General features: G+C 67.3%; 27 protein-coding genes. All 27 read right to left on the bottom strand.

The window, feature by feature from the left end; all coding sequences use genetic code 11:
- Positions 1-142 precede the first annotated feature (142 nt).
- Positions 143-664 (bottom strand): 50S ribosomal protein L17, encoded by a 522-nt coding sequence (gene rplQ, locus ACFYSC_RS07435; protein WP_389958008.1) that lies wholly within the window; start codon positions 662-664, stop codon positions 143-145.
- 87 nt (positions 665-751) lie between these two features.
- Positions 752-1768, bottom strand: coding sequence for a DNA-directed RNA polymerase subunit alpha (locus ACFYSC_RS07430; RefSeq protein ID WP_362942257.1), 1017 nt, complete (start codon positions 1766-1768; stop codon positions 752-754).
- A gap of 100 nt (positions 1769-1868) precedes the next feature.
- Positions 1869-2495 (bottom strand): 30S ribosomal protein S4, encoded by a 627-nt coding sequence (gene rpsD, locus ACFYSC_RS07425; RefSeq protein WP_362942254.1) that lies wholly within the window; start codon positions 2493-2495, stop codon positions 1869-1871.
- Between the two features lie 20 nt (positions 2496-2515).
- Complete coding sequence (rpsK, locus tag ACFYSC_RS07420; protein ID WP_020542285.1) at positions 2516-2920, bottom strand: 30S ribosomal protein S11; 405 nt, start codon at positions 2918-2920, stop codon at positions 2516-2518.
- A 45-nt stretch (positions 2921-2965) separates the two neighbouring features.
- Positions 2966-3346, bottom strand: a complete 381-nt coding sequence (gene rpsM, locus ACFYSC_RS07415) for a 30S ribosomal protein S13 (protein WP_362942251.1) — start codon at positions 3344-3346, stop codon at positions 2966-2968.
- A gap of 216 nt (positions 3347-3562) precedes the next feature.
- Positions 3563-3676, bottom strand: coding sequence for a 50S ribosomal protein L36 (gene rpmJ, locus ACFYSC_RS07410; protein WP_003956441.1), 114 nt, complete (start codon positions 3674-3676; stop codon positions 3563-3565).
- 24 nt (positions 3677-3700) lie between these two features.
- Positions 3701-3922 (bottom strand): translation initiation factor IF-1, encoded by a 222-nt coding sequence (infA, locus tag ACFYSC_RS07405; RefSeq protein ID WP_012887858.1) that lies wholly within the window; start codon positions 3920-3922, stop codon positions 3701-3703.
- Between the two features lie 199 nt (positions 3923-4121).
- Positions 4122-4610 carry a hypothetical protein gene (locus ACFYSC_RS07400; RefSeq protein ID WP_389958002.1) on the bottom strand — a complete coding sequence of 163 codons (489 nt, stop codon included), beginning with the start codon at positions 4608-4610 and terminating at the stop codon, positions 4122-4124.
- A 165-nt stretch (positions 4611-4775) separates the two neighbouring features.
- Positions 4776-5204 carry a DUF1707 domain-containing protein gene (locus ACFYSC_RS07395; RefSeq protein WP_389957999.1) on the bottom strand — a complete coding sequence of 143 codons (429 nt, stop codon included), beginning with the start codon at positions 5202-5204 and terminating at the stop codon, positions 4776-4778.
- A gap of 52 nt (positions 5205-5256) precedes the next feature.
- Entirely contained in the window at positions 5257-6075 is an 819-nt protein-coding gene (map, locus tag ACFYSC_RS07390; RefSeq protein WP_362942242.1) for a type I methionyl aminopeptidase, read from the bottom strand.
- A 265-nt stretch (positions 6076-6340) separates the two neighbouring features.
- The gene (locus ACFYSC_RS07385) at positions 6341-6991 is read right to left on the bottom strand and encodes an adenylate kinase (protein WP_362942239.1); all 651 of its coding nucleotides are present in this window, start codon (positions 6989-6991) and stop codon (positions 6341-6343) included.
- Positions 6991-8307, bottom strand: a complete 1317-nt coding sequence (gene secY, locus ACFYSC_RS07380; protein ID WP_362942236.1) for a preprotein translocase subunit SecY — start codon at positions 8305-8307, stop codon at positions 6991-6993. The genes ACFYSC_RS07385 and secY overlap by 1 nt, the downstream gene beginning before the upstream one ends.
- A gap of 180 nt (positions 8308-8487) precedes the next feature.
- Positions 8488-8943, bottom strand: a complete 456-nt coding sequence (rplO, locus tag ACFYSC_RS07375; RefSeq protein WP_362942233.1) for a 50S ribosomal protein L15 — start codon at positions 8941-8943, stop codon at positions 8488-8490.
- Positions 8944-8945: 2 nt separating this feature from the next.
- Positions 8946-9128 (bottom strand): 50S ribosomal protein L30, encoded by a 183-nt coding sequence (rpmD, locus tag ACFYSC_RS07370; protein WP_068896549.1) that lies wholly within the window; start codon positions 9126-9128, stop codon positions 8946-8948.
- 3 nt (positions 9129-9131) lie between these two features.
- Positions 9132-9764: a 30S ribosomal protein S5 gene (rpsE, locus tag ACFYSC_RS07365; protein WP_179819682.1), complete on the bottom strand. Its 633-nt coding sequence runs from the start codon at positions 9762-9764 to the stop codon at positions 9132-9134.
- Between the two features lie 34 nt (positions 9765-9798).
- Positions 9799-10182, bottom strand: coding sequence for a 50S ribosomal protein L18 (gene rplR / locus ACFYSC_RS07360; protein ID WP_362942229.1), 384 nt, complete (start codon positions 10180-10182; stop codon positions 9799-9801).
- A 2-nt stretch (positions 10183-10184) separates the two neighbouring features.
- Positions 10185-10727: a 50S ribosomal protein L6 gene (rplF, locus tag ACFYSC_RS07355; RefSeq protein WP_389957993.1), complete on the bottom strand. Its 543-nt coding sequence runs from the start codon at positions 10725-10727 to the stop codon at positions 10185-10187.
- A 17-nt stretch (positions 10728-10744) separates the two neighbouring features.
- The gene (rpsH, locus tag ACFYSC_RS07350) at positions 10745-11143 is read right to left on the bottom strand and encodes a 30S ribosomal protein S8 (RefSeq protein WP_362942223.1); all 399 of its coding nucleotides are present in this window, start codon (positions 11141-11143) and stop codon (positions 10745-10747) included.
- A 154-nt stretch (positions 11144-11297) separates the two neighbouring features.
- Positions 11298-11483, bottom strand: coding sequence for a type Z 30S ribosomal protein S14 (locus tag ACFYSC_RS07345; RefSeq protein WP_068896544.1), 186 nt, complete (start codon positions 11481-11483; stop codon positions 11298-11300).
- A 2-nt stretch (positions 11484-11485) separates the two neighbouring features.
- A complete protein-coding gene (rplE, locus tag ACFYSC_RS07340) occupies positions 11486-12070 on the bottom strand; it encodes a 50S ribosomal protein L5 (protein ID WP_389957991.1) in 585 nt (194 codons plus the stop codon).
- The gene (gene rplX / locus ACFYSC_RS07335; protein ID WP_389959244.1) at positions 12070-12366 is read right to left on the bottom strand and encodes a 50S ribosomal protein L24; all 297 of its coding nucleotides are present in this window, start codon (positions 12364-12366) and stop codon (positions 12070-12072) included. The genes rplE and rplX overlap by 1 nt, the downstream gene beginning before the upstream one ends.
- Positions 12367-12375: 9 nt before the next feature.
- Entirely contained in the window at positions 12376-12744 is a 369-nt protein-coding gene (rplN, locus tag ACFYSC_RS07330) for a 50S ribosomal protein L14 (RefSeq protein ID WP_179819688.1), read from the bottom strand.
- A gap of 231 nt (positions 12745-12975) precedes the next feature.
- Positions 12976-13257, bottom strand: a complete 282-nt coding sequence (gene rpsQ / locus ACFYSC_RS07325) for a 30S ribosomal protein S17 (protein WP_179819689.1) — start codon at positions 13255-13257, stop codon at positions 12976-12978.
- Positions 13250-13486: a 50S ribosomal protein L29 gene (rpmC, locus tag ACFYSC_RS07320; RefSeq protein ID WP_362942211.1), complete on the bottom strand. Its 237-nt coding sequence runs from the start codon at positions 13484-13486 to the stop codon at positions 13250-13252. The genes rpsQ and rpmC overlap by 8 nt, the downstream gene beginning before the upstream one ends.
- Positions 13486-13905: a 50S ribosomal protein L16 gene (gene rplP, locus ACFYSC_RS07315; RefSeq protein ID WP_184538242.1), complete on the bottom strand. Its 420-nt coding sequence runs from the start codon at positions 13903-13905 to the stop codon at positions 13486-13488. The genes rpmC and rplP overlap by 1 nt, the downstream gene beginning before the upstream one ends.
- Before the next feature lie 2 nt (positions 13906-13907).
- Positions 13908-14756, bottom strand: coding sequence for a 30S ribosomal protein S3 (rpsC, locus tag ACFYSC_RS07310; protein ID WP_362942208.1), 849 nt, complete (start codon positions 14754-14756; stop codon positions 13908-13910).
- Complete coding sequence (gene rplV / locus ACFYSC_RS07305; RefSeq protein WP_362942205.1) at positions 14756-15109, bottom strand: 50S ribosomal protein L22; 354 nt, start codon at positions 15107-15109, stop codon at positions 14756-14758. Before rplV ends, rpsC begins: the two co-directional genes overlap by 1 nt.
- Positions 15110-15122: the final 13 nt, after the last annotated feature.

The following is a 15122-nucleotide window of genomic DNA, read 5'->3' as shown; positions in this document are numbered from 1 at the left end:
TCCTCCCTTGAGCGCCTTCAAGCCCTTGAGCGCCCGAGTCCTTGAGCACCCGAGTCCTTGAGCTCCTGAGTCCCCTGATGAACGTGGAACGGGCCCGGCACCCGGGAAAGGGATGCCGGGCCCGTTCAGCGGGCCTGACGGATCAGGCTTCGTCCTTCTTGGCCTCGGTCTCCTCGGCCTTCGGAGCCTCGGCGGTCTCCTCAGCCGGGGTCTCCTCGGTCTCCTCGACCTTGGTCTCCTCGACCTTGGTCTCCTCGGCCTTGGGGGCCGGGGTCGCCGGGGCCGCGGTGGTGCGGACCGTGTTCAGCGGCTCGGACACCAGCTCGATGACGGCCATCGGGGCGGCGTCGCCCTTACGGTTGCCGATCTTGGTGATCCGGGTGTAGCCACCGGGACGCTCGGCGAAGGTCGGGGCGATCTCCGTGAACAGGTGGTGGACGACGCCCTTGTCGCGGACGATGGTCATCACCTGGCGACGGTTGTGGATGTCGCCCTTCTTCGCCTTGGTGATCAGCCGCTCGGCCAGCGGGCGGAGCCGCTTGGCCTTGGCGACCGTGGTGGTGATCCGGCCGTGCTGGAACAGCTGAGTGGCCAGGTTCGACAGGATCAGCCGCTCGTGAGCGGGGCTTCCACCGAGACGGGCACCCTTGGCGGGCTGAGGCATTTCGATCTCCTTGTAGTTAACCCGCCCCGGCCGTACGAGGTACCGGGGTCGGGCCGGCGGGCCTCAGTGGCCCCCGATTGATGAAACTCAGTACTGCTCGGTCTCGACGTACGCGCTGTCGTCGTCGTCGTAGCCGCCGCCGGCCACCGCGGTCGGGTCGAACCCGGGCGGGGAGTCCTTGAGCGCGAGCGTCATCTCGTGCAGCTTCTGCTTGACCTCCTCGATGGACTTCGCACCGAAGTTGCGGATGTCCAGGAGGTCCTGCTCGCTGCGGGCCACGAGCTCACCCACGGTGTGGATGCCCTCGCGCTTGAGGCAGTTGTAGGAGCGGACCGTGAGGTTCAGCTCCTCGATCGGCAGCGCCAGGTCGGCGGCCAGGGCCGCGTCCGTCGGCGACGGGCCGATGTCGATGCCCTCGGCCTCGACGTTCAGCTCGCGGGCGAGACCGAACAGCTCGACGAGGGTCTTGCCGGCCGAGGCCACCGCGTCGCGGGGCTTCATGCACGGCTTGGTCTCGACGTCCAGGATCAGACGGTCGAAGTCGGTGCGCTGCTCGACACGGGTCGCCTCGACCTTGTAGGTGACCTTGAGCACCGGGGAGTAGATGGAGTCGATCGGGATCCGGCCGATCTCCTGGCCCGGCTGCTTGTTCTGCGCGGCGGAGACGTAGCCGCGACCGCGCTCGACGGTCAGCTCCATCTCCAGCTTCGCCTTGCCGTTCAGGGTGGCGATGCGCAGCTCGGGGTTGTGCACCTCGACGCCCGCGGGGGGCGCGATGTCGGCGGCGGTGACGTCACCGGGGCCCTGCTTGCGCAGGTACATCACGACCGGCTCGTCGTGCTCGGAGGACACGACCAGCTCCTTGAGGTTCAGGATGATGTCGGTGACATCCTCCTTGACCCCCGGAACGGTCGAGAACTCGTGCAGCACGCCCTCGATGCGGATGCTCGTCACGGCCGCGCCCGGGATGGACGACAGCAGCGTGCGGCGCAGCGAGTTGCCGATGGTGTAACCGAAGCCCGGCTCCAGCGGCTCGATGACGAACTTGGAGCGGGTCTCCTCGAGGGACTCCTCAAGGAGGGTCGGACGCTGAGCGATCAGCATGTGGGTTCTCCCCTTGCATGGCGACGCCCGCTATTTGACGTCGCTCGTTACAAACAGCATAGGTGCCGTACGGCTGAGCCGTACGGCACCCGTGTGAGCGCTACTTGGAGTAGAGCTCGACGATCAGCTGCTCCTGGACCTGCGTGTCGATCTGCTGGCGGACCGGGAGCTGGTGGACCAGGACGCGCATGGCCTCGGGGGCCACACCCAGCCAGGCCGGGAAGGTCCGGTCACCGGCGGTGGCGCGGGCGACCTCGTAGGGCAGCAGGTTGCGCGAACGCTCCCGCACCTCGACGATGTCGTGCTCGCGCACGCGGTACGACGGGATGTCGACCTTCTTGCCGTTCACCAGGAAGTGGCCGTGGCGCACCTGCTGACGGGCGGCGTCGCGGGACTCGGCGAAACCGGCGCGGTAGACCACGTTGTCGAGACGGCTCTCCAGGATCTGGAGGAGGTTCTCGCCGGTCTTGCCGCCCTTGCGGTTGGCTTCCTCGTAGTAGTTGCGGAACTGCTTCTCGAGGATGCCGTAGATGCGGCGGGTCTTCTGCTTCTCACGAAGCTGGAGCTGGTACTCAGACTCCTTCGGACGGCCGCGGCCGTGCTCACCCGGCGGGTAAGGACGGATCTCGATGGGGCACTTCGCGGACTCGCACTTCTTGCCCTTGAGGAAGAGCTTGGTCTTCTCCCTGCGGCAGAGCTTGCAGTCCGCACCCGTGTAACGAGCCATTTTCTATCTTCTCCTGGGCGTCAGACGCGACGGCGCTTGGGCGGACGGCAGCCGTTGTGCGGCACGGGGGTGACGTCCTGGATGGACCCGACCTCGAGCCCGGTCGCCTGCAGCGAGCGGATCGCGGTCTCACGGCCGGAGCCGGGGCCCTTGACGAAGACGTCGACCTTGCGCATGCCGTGCTCCATGGCGCGGCGGGCGGCGTTCTCGGCGGCCATCTGGGCGGCGAACGGGGTGGACTTGCGAGAGCCCTTGAACCCGACGTGGCCGGCGCTGGCCCAGGAGATCACGTTCCCGTTCGGGTCGGTGATCGAAACGATCGTGTTGTTGAACGTGCTCTTGATGTGGGCGTGCCCATGAGCGACGTTCTTCTTTTCCTTGCGACGCACCTTCTTGGGCGCGCCCTGGCGGCTCTTAGGAGGCATAGCTTGCCTTCACTCCTGAGGTCTTCGGTCCTGCGGCTACGCGGACTACTTCTTACCGGGCTTCTTCTTGCCGGCGACGGTCTTCTTCTTGCCCTTGCGGGTACGCGCGTTGGTCTGCGTGCGCTGACCGTGCACGGGAAGGCCGCGGCGGTGCCGGATGCCCTGGTAGCACTGAATCTCGATCTTGCGGCGGATGTCGGCCTGGACCTCGCGGCGGAGGTCACCTTCGATCTTGAAGTTGGCCTCGATGTAGTCACGCAGCGGGACGAGCTCGTCGTCCGTGAGCTGGTGAACGCGAAGGTCGCCGTTCACGCCGGTGGCCGCGAGGGCCTCCAGCGCGCGGGTGCGGCCGATTCCGTAAATGTAGGTGAGAGCGATCTCCAGCCGCTTGTCGCGGGGGAGGTCGACGCCAACCAGGCGAGCCATGGTCGGGCATTCTCCTTCGTTGTGGCGGAGGTCCTGCGCCGCACTGCCCCTCCCCATGCCCAGGGGCGAGGGCCCCGGCCTCCGACCGGGGGTCTCCCGCGTGGTCCGGCCCGATGCGGGCCGCCTGCGCGGGCGTGAGACGCGCTTGCGTTTTACGGCCCCACATGGGACGAGTCCGCCACGTGGAGCGGACTCATGTAAGGCCTTGTTCTGCGACTAGCCCTGGCGCTGCTTGTGGCGCAGGTTGTCGCAGATCACCATGACGCGACCGTGCCGGCGGATCACCTTGCACTTGTCGCAGATCTTCTTGACGCTCGGCTTGACCTTCATAGTCCTAATTCGTCCCTCAGACGCTTACTTGTATCGGTAGACGATCCGCCCACGACTGAGGTCGTAGGGGCTCAGTTCGACGACAACCCGGTCGTCGGGAAGGATCCGGATGTAATGCATTCGCATCCGCCCGCTGATGTGGGCCAGGACCTTGTGGCCGTTGTCGAGTTGCACCCGGAACATCGCGTTCGGGAGCGACTCAACCACAGTGCCCTCGATCTCGATGGCGCCGTCTTTCTTGGCCATGGCCCTCGCGTTTCACTGATCGGTCGTCTGAGGCATCGGAACACTAAGCAGCCGCGACCACGCGCTTCGATGAGAGCGGCGGTTGCGAAACCGCCGACACGCAATGGTCATAGTGAACCGAAGAAGGAGTGTACGGCACCGGGCGGTGAAATGCGAAACAGACGGCCGGTACCTTGACACAACCGCTATCCAGGATACCTCAGATCAGGCCGTCCTCACGCGCCGGCGAGGTCTCGCGGGCATCGCGCGCCCTGCGGCCGCTCGCCAGGGTCAGCCCCGCTCCCAGCACCGTCACCACGATGGCGAGCGCCCCGAACAGCCACAGCGTCCGGGCGACGGACGCCGCCCCCGTCTCCCGCCCCGCCTCTCCTCCGGGGTGTCCGGCGGGCTGCGGCGCGCCCACCGTGAACATGCCGTTGTACGGCCCGCCCCTGACGCACCGGACCGTGACGACGTAGGAGCCGGGGGTGGCGTCGAAGCTGACGCGGGCGGTGCCGTACATCGCGCCGTCGTGGTCGCCGAGCCGGGCGGAGGTGGTGTCGAAGGCGGCGGAGTAGGCGACCGCGGGGGCGACGCACGGGTCGACGGAGACGATCACGAGCTGTCCCGGACGGGCCGTGGACGGGGTGACGCTCACGTCGTCCCCCGCTGCGGCGCCGCCGGCGAACACGAACGCGGCCGCGCACATCCCGAGGACTCTCGCGCACGTCGCGACGTCGCGACCAGGCCCCATCGCCCACCCCCACCTCACGGCCCACCAATGGCGATCATGTACCCGGTCGCCCGCGGGGCAAGGCCCTCGGGGAGTAAAGATCACGCACAACGCCGGAAAGGCCCCGGCGGCGGGGTGTCGTCAGCGGTCCCCGCGGCGGCCCGCCGAGAGCAGCGTGATGACCAGCAGGACCATGCCCCACGGCCCCATCACCCACAGCGGCCAGGGATAGGGGAAGTCGAGGCCGCTCACCAGGCCGACGAAGAACCAGATCCCCCAGTTGATCGCGACGGCCACCGCCCAGACCTGCCACGCCTCCCTGATGTCGCCGGACTTCTTGCCGGACTTGGCCTTCGCACGGCGCTCCGGCTGCCGGGAGGCGGGCTCGGGGAGGCTCCGCAGGTCGACGTCGGGGAGGTCGGAGGTCAGCCGGGCCAGCTCACCGTAGGTCTTGCTGGTGTAGAGCTGCTCCAGACGCTCGTCGAACTCCTCCGTGCTGAGCCGGCCCTGCGCGTAGTGCTCTCTCAGCGCCGCGGCGACCCTGTCCCGGTCACCGTCAGAGGCACGCATCTCCGGACCAACCGCCATCGGCATCACATCCGCTCACCGGCGGGCAGGTCGCCTAGCCCGCGTCTCCCAACAGGTCGGCAAGCCGCTCTTTCCCCCCGTCAAGGGCGGTCAGTACCCACGGACCATTATCGGTCACCGCGACGCTGTGTTCGAAGTGCGCGGACGCCTTTCCGTCGACGGTCACGACGGTCCAGTCGTCGGCCAGCACCCTGGTCCGGTCGGTGCCGAGGTTCAGCATCGGCTCGACGGCGAAGCACATGCCCGCCTCGAAGCGCGGCCCGCGGCCCGGGCGGCCGTGGTTGGCGACCCACGGGTCCATGTGCATCTCGGTTCCGATGCCGTGCCCGCCGTACTCCTGGGGGATGCCGTAGCGGCCCTGGGAGCGGACGTACCTCTCGATCTCGTGGCCGATGTCGGAGAGGTGGCGGCCGACGGTGAGCGCGGCGATGCCCCGCCACATGGCCTCCTCGGTGACCCGCATCAGCTCGGTCAGCTTGGGATCCACCTCGCCCACCGGAACCGTGATCGCGGAGTCGCCGTGCCAGCCGTCGAGAATGGCCCCGCAGTCGATCGAGATGACGTCGCCCTCGCGCAGCGGGCGCCGGTCACTCGGAATCCCGTGGACGACCTCGTTGTTCACCGACGCGCAGATCGTCGCCGGGAAGCCCTGGTAACCCTTGAAGGAGGGGATCGCGCCCTCGTCCCTGATGGCCTTCTCCGCGATGCCGTCGAGGTCCAGCGGGGTCATCCCCGGCTGGACGCTCTCGCGGAGCAGTCGCAGCGTCCGGCCGACCACCAGGCCCGCCGCCCGCATCTTCTCCAGCTGTTCGGGCGTCTTCAGCTGGATTCCGTGCCTGTTCTTCTTGAACACGTGCGCACCCCCTGGGGTGGTTCAACGGGCGGTCGAGGAGCCCAATTCCCCCGATTCTGCCCTAAATGACAACACGCCACCCGTGGAGTTCCCATGGGTGGCGTGCTGGATGAGATTTCCGGCCTGCCGGCCCGCCTCGCGGGCCGTTCCCCGGGCCATGACCCGGGAGCCGACCCGAGCCGGCCGTTCCCGCGCCGGGCCGTTCCCGGACCCGGACGGGCCGCTCGCGAACCGGGACCCGGGCGGATCACTTCCGGACCGGGATCTAGTCGGCGAAGGGGCGCAGAGCCTCCATCGCGCGCTGGGTGATCTCCTCCACCGGGCCGGTGGCGTCCACACCGATCAGGATGCCCTCGTCGGCGTAGAAGGAGACGAGCGGGGCGGTCTGCTCCTGGTAGACCTCCAGTCGGTGGCGGACGGTCTCCTCGGAGTCGTCGTCACGCTGGTACAGCCGACCGCCGCAGACGTCGCAGACGTCGTCCTTCTTGTCGTCGAAGTCGACGTGCCAGATGCGGCCGCACTGGCCGCAGGTGCGGCGCCCCGCCAGCCTGCGCACGACCTCCTCGTCGTCGACCACGAGCTCGAGGACGACGTCGAGGGCCGCGCCGAACTCCGAGAGCATCTTCTTCAGGATCTCGGCCTGGGGCACGTTCCTGGGGAAACCGTCGAGCAGGAAACCGTCCTGCGCGTCGCTCTCCGCGAGGCGGTCGCGGACCATCGCGATCGTCACCTCGTCGGGCACGAGGTCGCCGCGGTCCATGTACTCTTTGGCAATCCTGCCGAGCTCCGTGCCGCCCGAGACGTTGGCACGGAAGATGTCACCTGTCGAGATCTTCGGGATGGACAGGTTCGATGCGATGAACTGGGCCTGCGTCCCCTTACCCGCTCCGGGGGGCCCGACCAGGACGAGACGCACTACTTCAGGAAGCCTTCGTAGTTGCGCTGCTGGAGCTGGCTCTCGATCTGCTTCACGGTGTCGAGACCGACACCAACCATGATCAGAATGCTCGTTCCTCCGAACGGGAAGTTCTGACTCGCACCGACGACCGCGAGCGCGACGATCGGCACCATGGCGATCAGGCCCAGATACAGCGCGCCGGGAGCGGTCAGCCTCGTGAGCACATAGTTCAGGTACTCAGCCGTCGGCCGGCCCGGGCGGATGCCCGGGATGAACCCACCGTACTTCTTCATGTTGTCGGCGACTTCAACGGGGTTGAAGGTGATGGACACGTAGAAGTAGGTGAAGAAGACGATGAGCAGGAAGAAAGTGACCATGTACGCCGGGGTGTCGCCCCGCACCAGGTTCTGGTCGATCCACTGGACGACCTGGTTCGGCTCCTCCGCGGAGTTGCTGAAGAGGGTCGTGACCAGCTGCGGGAGATACAGCAGCGAGGAGGCGAAGATGACGGGGATGATGCCCGCCTGGTTCACCTTCAGGGGGATGTAGGTCGAGGTCCCGCCGTACATCCGGCGGCCGACCATGCGCTTGGCGTACTGCACGGGGATCCGGCGTTGCGCCTGCTCGACCATGACCACCAGGGCGATCATCGCGATACCGGTGATGATCACCACCGCGAAGACGAAGGCGCCCTTCTGGCGGGCGATGTTCAGCAGCTCGGCCGGGAAGACCGCGATCACCTGGGTGAAGATCAGGATGGACATGCCGTTGCCGACGCCACGGTCGGTGACGAGCTCGCCCAGCCACATGATGACGCCGGTGCCGGCGGTCATCGTCAGCACCATCGTGACGATGGCGAAGATGTTGTTCTTGTCGATGAGGATCTCTTCGCGGCACTGCGGGAACAGCTGCCCGCTGCGCGCGAGGGCGATGAAGGCGGTGGACTGCAGGATCGCCAGGCCGATCGTCAGATAACGCGTGTACTGCGTGATCTTCGTCTGGCCCGCCTGCCCCTCCTTCTTCAGCGCCTCCAGCCGGGGGATGACCACAACGAGGAGCTGGAGGATGATGCTCGCGGTGATGTAGGGCATGATGCCCAGCGCGAACACTGAAAGTTTCAGCAGGGCGCCACCGCTGAACAGCTGCACCATGCCGTAGATGTTTCCGGAATCGCCGGCCTGCGCCTGCTGGAGGCATCGGGCGATGTTCTCGTTGTTTACACCCGGGGTCGGAAGAACCGAACCGAGTCGGAAAAGCGCGATGATGCCCAGTGTGAAGAGCAGCTTCTTGCGCAGGTCCGGCGTACGGAACGCTCGGGTAAACGCGGTCAGCACGGTCCCTCCTGCGCGCCTGAAAGGCGAGGTCGGTCAACGATGGTGCGGGGGTGGCGCATCTTACTATCTCAAGTCAACGAGCCCGCGGAAATGAGTAGTCGAAGCCCACTGTCCAGCGAACTCTAACGCACTACGGGCGCGGGGGCCCATTATGAGCCCCCGCGCCACGTCATGCCATGCCTACAGCTCGGAGACGGAGCCACCGGCAGCGGCGATCTTCTCCTTCGCGCTGGCGGAGAAGGCGTGCGCCTGCACGTTCAACGCCACGGAGATGTCGCCGGTACCGAGCACCTTCACCGGCTGCCTCTTGCGGACCGCACCCTTGGCGACCAGCGCCTCGACGGTGACGTCGCCACCCTCGGGGAAGAGCTCGCCGAGCCTGTCCAGATTGACGACCTGGTAGGTCGTCTTGAACATGGCGTTGGAGAAGCCCTTCAGCTTGGGCAGGCGACGCTGGAGCGGAACGTTGCCACCCTCGAAACCGGGGGTGTTGGTGGTCCTGGCGTGCGTGCCCTTGGTGCCACGGCCCGCGGTCTTGCCCTTGGACGCCTCGCCGCGACCCTTGCGGATCTTCGACTTGTTGGCGCCGGGGGCCGGCCGCAGGTGGTGAATACGGAGCGGAGTGTTCTCTGCCATGTCTAGTCGACCTCTTCCACGGTGACGAGGTGCGTCACCACGGAGACCATGCCGCGGATCTCCGGGCGGTCCTCCTTGACGACGACGTCGCCGATGCGCTTCAGACCGAGCGAGCGCAGCGAATCACGCTGGTTCTGCTTGCCGCCGATCTTCGAGCGAACCTGGGTGATCTTCAGGCGTGCCATCGCCTAGCTCACCGCCTTAGCCGCCGCCGCCTCGGCGATGCCCTCGGCGCGAGCCTTGAGCATGGCCTTGGGGGCGACGTCCTCGATCGGCAGGCCACGGCGGGCGGCGATCTCCTCGGGCCTGCTGAGGCCCTTCAGAGCCGCCACGGTGGCGTGCACGATGTTGATCGGGTTGTCCGAGCCGAGCGACTTGGACAGCACGTCGTGGATGCCGGCGCACTCCAGCACGGCGCGCACCGGGCCACCGGCGATGACACCGGTACCGGGCGAGGCCGGGCGGAGGAAGACGACGCCGGCCGCCTCCTCACCCTGCACGATGTGCGGGATGGTGCCCTGGATGCGGGGCACGCGGAAGAAGTGCTTCTTGGCCTCCTCGACGCCCTTGGCGATCGCCGCGGGCACCTCCTTGGCCTTGCCGTAGCCGACGCCGACCAGACCGTTGCCGTCGCCGACGACGACGAGGGCGGTGAAGCTGAAGCGCCGACCGCCCTTCACGACCTTGGCCACTCGGTTGATCTTCACGACGCGCTCGATGTACGAGACGCCCTTGTCGGCGTTGCCACCGCGGCGGTCGTCACGACGACCATCACGCCGCTCGCCACCGGCGGCGCCACCGCGACGCGGTGCTCCAGCCATTAGTGGTTCCTCTTCTCATTCGTAAGACGGGCCATCAGAACTCCAGCCCGCCTTCGCGGGCGCTGTCCGCGAGGGCCGCGATGCGGCCCGCGTAGCGGTTGCCACCGCGGTCGAACACGACGGCGGTGATCCCGGCGGCCTTGGCCCGCTGAGCGAGAAGCTCGCCGACCTGCTTGGCCTTGTCGGTCTTGGCGCCCTCGGCCGAACGCAGGGAGGCGTCCATGGTGGAGGCGCTCACCAGCGTGTGGCCCTGAGCGTCGTCGACGATCTGGACGAACAGGTGCCGCGTGGAGCGGTTGACGACCAGGCGCGGACGCTGAGCCGTACCGACGACCTTCTTGCGGACTCGGCCGTGGCGGCGGGCCCGCGAGACGGCGCGAGCGGCCGTGTGCTTGCCGAACGCAGTCTTGCCAGCCATGCCTACTTACCAGCCTTTCCGACCTTGCGGCGGACAACCTCGCCCTGGTAACGCACACCCTTGCCCTTGTACGGGTCGGGCTTGCGCAACTTGCGGATGTTCGCGGCGATTTCGCCGACCTTCTGCTTGTCGATGCCGTCCACGTGGAACAGCGTCGGCTTCTCGACGCGGAAGGTGATGCCCTCCGGAGCGTCGATGACCACCGGGTGACTGAAGCCGAGGGAGAACTCGAGCTGGTTCGGGCCCTTGGCCTGGACGCGGTAACCGACGCCCACGATCTCCAGGGTCTTGGAGTATCCCTGGGTCACACCGGTCACCATGTTGGCGATCAGCGTGCGGGACAGGCCGTGCAGCGCACGGATCTTGTTCTCATCGCTGGGGCGCGTGACGGTCACATTGCCGTCATCACCCTTGGCGACCTCGATCGGCTCAGCGACCGTGTGTGAAAGCGTGCCCTTGGGGCCCTTGACCGTGACGTCCCGGCCATCGATGGCGATGTCCACTCCGTTCGGTACAGGGATGGGCAGCCGTCCGATTCGCGACATGCTGTGACTTCTCCCTTCTACCAAACGAAGGCGAGGACTTCCCCGCCCACTCCACGCTTGCCGGCCTGCTTGTCGGTCATGAGACCGCCGGACGTCGAGATGATCGCGACGCCCAGCCCGCCCAGGACCCGAGGCAGGTTGTCCTTCTTCGCATAGACCCGCAGGCCGGGCTTGGAGACCCGGCGCAGGCCAGAGAGCGAACGCTCACGGTTCTGCCCGAACTTGAGCTCCACCACGAGGTTCTTTCCAACCTTGGCGTCCTCGACGCTCCAGGACTGGATGTAACCCTCCTGCTGGAGGATCTCGGCGATGTGCGCCTTGATCTTCGAGTACGGCATCGCCACGGTGTCGTGGTACGCCGAGTTCGCGTTTCGCAGACGCGTGAGCATGTCTGCGATCGGGTCGGTCATCGTCATGGCCGGTGGCCTTCCTCACCGCGGTTTCCCCAGGGGACCTGCGGTGCGGTCATGGGCGCCTGGGACGGCGCCCGGTGAATGGACTTACTGGTGCGGCCGGCGGCGCCGCGCGGCTCCACGGACCCCTGCGGGACCCGTACGGCCGCGCGGACGGCTACCAGCTCGACTTGGTGATGCCGGGCAGCTCGCCCCGGTGCGCCATCTCGCGGAAGCAGATGCGGCACAGGCCGAACTTCCGGAAAACGGCGCGCGGGCGACCGCAGCGCGAGCACCGAGTGTACGCCCGGACCTCGAACTTGGCCTTGCGAGCAGCCTTGACCTTGAGCGACGTCTTCGCCATGATCAGGCCTCCTTGAAGGGGAATCCGAGGTGCTTGAGCAGCGCCCGGCCCTGGTCGTCGGACTTAGCGGTGGTCACGACGGTGATGTCCATGCCCCGCTGGCGGTCGATCCTGTCCTGGTCGACCTCGTGGAACATGACCTGCTCGGTGAGGCCGAAGGTGTAGTTGCCGTTGCCGTCGAACTGCTTGGGCGACAGACCGCGGAAGTCACGGATACGCGGCAGCGCCAGCGACAGCAGCCGGTCCAGGAACTCCCACATCCGGTCGCCGCGCAGCGTGACGTGGGCGCCGATCGGCATGCCCTCACGCAGCTTGAACTGGGCGATGGACTTGCGGGCCCGGACGACGGCCGGCTTCTGACCGGTGATCGCGGTGAGGTCGCGGACGGCGCCCTCGATGAGCTTCGAGTCGCGAGCGGCCTCGCCGACGCCCATGTTCACCTTGATCTTGGTGATCGTGGGCACCAGCATGATGTTCTCGATCCCGAACTCCTCACGCAGCTTCGCGATGATCTCCTCGCGGTAGCGCTGCTTGAGGCGCGGGGCGGGCCGCGCGGCCTGGACGGTCTCGGTGGTCTCAGCGGTCATCAGTTGTCCTCACCCGACTCGTCGGAGGCGGACTTGGCCGACTCCTTCTTGGCAGGCTTCTCGTCATCCTTGAGCTTCTTGACGTTGCTCACGTGGATGGGAGCCTCCATGGTCTGCACACCGCCGGTCTTGGCGCCGCGCGGGCCCTGGTGGGTCTCCTTGGAGTGCTTCTTGATCAGGTTGACGCCCTCGACCACCACGCGGTCCTCGCGCGGGAAGGCGGCGATCACCCGGCCCTTGGCACCCTTGTCCTTGCCGGCGATGACCTGGACCAGGTCACCCTTCTTCACATGCAGCTTCGGCATTTACAACACCTCCGGCGCGAGCGAGATGATGCGCATGAACTTCTTGTCACGCAGCTCGCGTCCGACCGGACCGAAGATACGCGTGCCACGAGGGTCACCGCTGTCCTTGATGATGACGGCGGCGTTCTCGTCGAAGCGGATGTAGGAGCCGTCGGGCCGGCGGCGCTCCTTGACAGTGCGGACGACGACCGCCTTGACGACGTCGCCCTTCTTCACGGTGCCGCCCGGAATGGCGTCCTTGACCGTGGCGACGATGATGTCGCCGATTCCCGCGTAGCGCCGGCCCGAGCCACCGAGCACGCGGATGCAAAGGATCTCCTTGGCACCCGTGTTGTCGGCGACCTTGAGCCGCGACTCCTGCTGGATCACTTGTACTCCTGTTTGTCTCGCCGGTTCTCACCCTCGGGTGAGCCTTGCGGAACCTGCTGGGTCTTTTTCCCCCGGGACAGCCCTGCTGACGGGTTCGCCCGTCGCAGCCTACGCGGTGCGACGGGGTCCTCCCGCCCGCGGGCCGCCGCCGCAGGCGGGGCGAAGATCTTCTTCGCCCCCTTGGACACCACCGTGGGGAGTGAACGGGTCACTCCCCACGGGGCGCGTTCGTTACTTGGCCTTCTCGAGGATCTCGACGACCCGCCAGCGCTTGCTGGCCGACAGCGGCCGGGTCTCCATCAGAAGGACGCGGTCGCCGACGCCGCAGGCGTTGGCCTCGTCGTGCGCCTTGTACTTGGTCGTCCTGCGGATGACCTTGCCGTACAGCGGGTGCTTGACGCGGTCCTCAACGGCGACCACGACGGTCTTGTCCATCTTGTCGCTGACCACCAGGCCCTCACGGGTCTTGCGGTAGTTCCGCGCCTGGGTCGTGCTCTCAGCGGTCTCAGCCATCGACCGACTCCTTCTCAACCGTAACGATGCCGAGCTCCCGCTCACGCATCACGGTGTAGATACGGGCGATCTCGCGGCGGACGGCGCGCAGCCGCCCGTGGCTCTCCAACTGGCCGGTCGCGGCCTGGAAGCGGAGGTTGAACAGCTCCTCCTTGGCTTCCTTCAGCTTCTGGACCAGGGTGTCCTGGTCCTCCACCCGCAGCTCACCGGCGGTCAGGCCCTTAGCCATCACGCCTCACCCACTTCACGCTTGACGAACCGGCACTTCATCGGGAGCTTGTGCATCGCACGACGCAGAGCCTCACGGGCCACCGGCTCGGCGACACCCGACAGCTCGAACATGATGCGGCCGGGCTTGACGTTGGCGATCCACCACTCCGGCGAACCCTTACCGGAACCCATGCGGGTCTCGGCCGGCTTCTTGGTCAGCGGACGGTCCGGGTAGATGTTGATCCAGACCTTGCCGCCACGCTTGATGTGCCGGGTCATGGCGATACGAGCCGACTCGATCTGGCGGTTGGTCACGTAGGAGTGCTCAAGCGCCTGGATGCCGAACTCGCCGAACACGACCCTGGTGCCGCCCTTGGCGGCGCCGTGACGGTCAGGCCGGTGCTGCTTGCGGTGCTTGACCCTGCGAGGGATCAGCATGGTCAGCTCCCTTCAGCACCCGGCTGCGCAGCCGGGCCGGTCTCGGGGGCGGCCTGCGAGGCCGCCTCGTTCCTGGGGGCGCGGTCACCGCGACCGGCGCCACCGCGGCGCGGACGGTCACCGGCGCCACGGCGGGGACGGTCGGCGCCGCCGCCACGACGGTCGTCGCGGTCACGACGCTGGCCGGCACGGGCACCGGCGGCGGCCGCCTCGCGCTCGGCGCGGCTCGTCGGGGCCTCACCCTTGTAGATCCACACCTTCACGCCGATGCGGCCGAAGGTGGTGCGGGCCTCGTAGAGGCCGTAGTCGATGTCGGCGCGGAGCGTGTGCAGGGGCACGCGGCCCTCGCGGTAGAACTCCGAACGCGACATCTCGGCACCGCCCAGACGGCCGGAGCACTGCACCCGGATGCCCTTGGCGCCGCTCTTCATCGCCGACTGCATCGCCTTGCGCATGGCCCGCCGGAACGAGACACGGCTGGACAGCTGCTCGGCCACGCCCTGCGCGACGAGCTGGGCGTCGATCTCAGGGTTCTTGACCTCGAGGATGTTCAGCTGGACCTGCTTCTTGGTCAGCTTCTCGAGGTCACCGCGGATCCGGTCGGCCTCGGCGCCGCGGCGGCCGATGACGATGCCCGGACGGGCGGTGTGGATGTCGACCTGTACCCGGTCGGTGGTCCGCTCGATCTCCACCTTGGAGATGCCGGCCCGCTCCATGCCCTTCTTGAGCATGCGGCGGATCGCCACATCCTCGGCAACGTACGACTTGTAGAGCTTGTCGGCATACCACCGGCTCTTGAAGTCGGTCGTGATGCCGAGGCGGAACCCGTGCGGGTTTACCTTCTGACCCACTAGCGGGTCCTCCCCTTCGGCTCGCGGGACTCCACGATCACGGTGATGTGGCTCGTCCGCTTGTTGATCCGATAGGCACGGCCCTGGGCGCGGGGACGGAACCGCTTCAGGGTCGGGCCCTCGTCGACCCACGCACGGCTCACGAAGAGCGTGCCGGGGTCGAGCTTGAAGTTGTGCTCCGCGTTCGCAATGGCGCTCGACAGCACCTTGTACACGGTCTCGCTCGCCGCCTGGGGAGCGAACTGCAGCACGGCCTGCGCCTCCGAAGCGGGCAGCCCGCGAATGAGGTCCACCACGCGGCGGGCCTTCATGGGCGTGTGGCGCGCGAACCGCACCTGAGCCCTGGCTTCCATCGCTTACTCCTCT

Origin of the sequence: Streptosporangium sp. NPDC004379, assembly GCF_042873875.1 — a bacterium.
Taxonomy (GTDB): Bacteria; Actinomycetota; Actinomycetes; order Streptosporangiales; family Streptosporangiaceae; genus Streptosporangium.
Note: the sequence above shows the minus strand (reverse complement) of the source record. Positions and strands in the feature narration are given on the sequence as shown.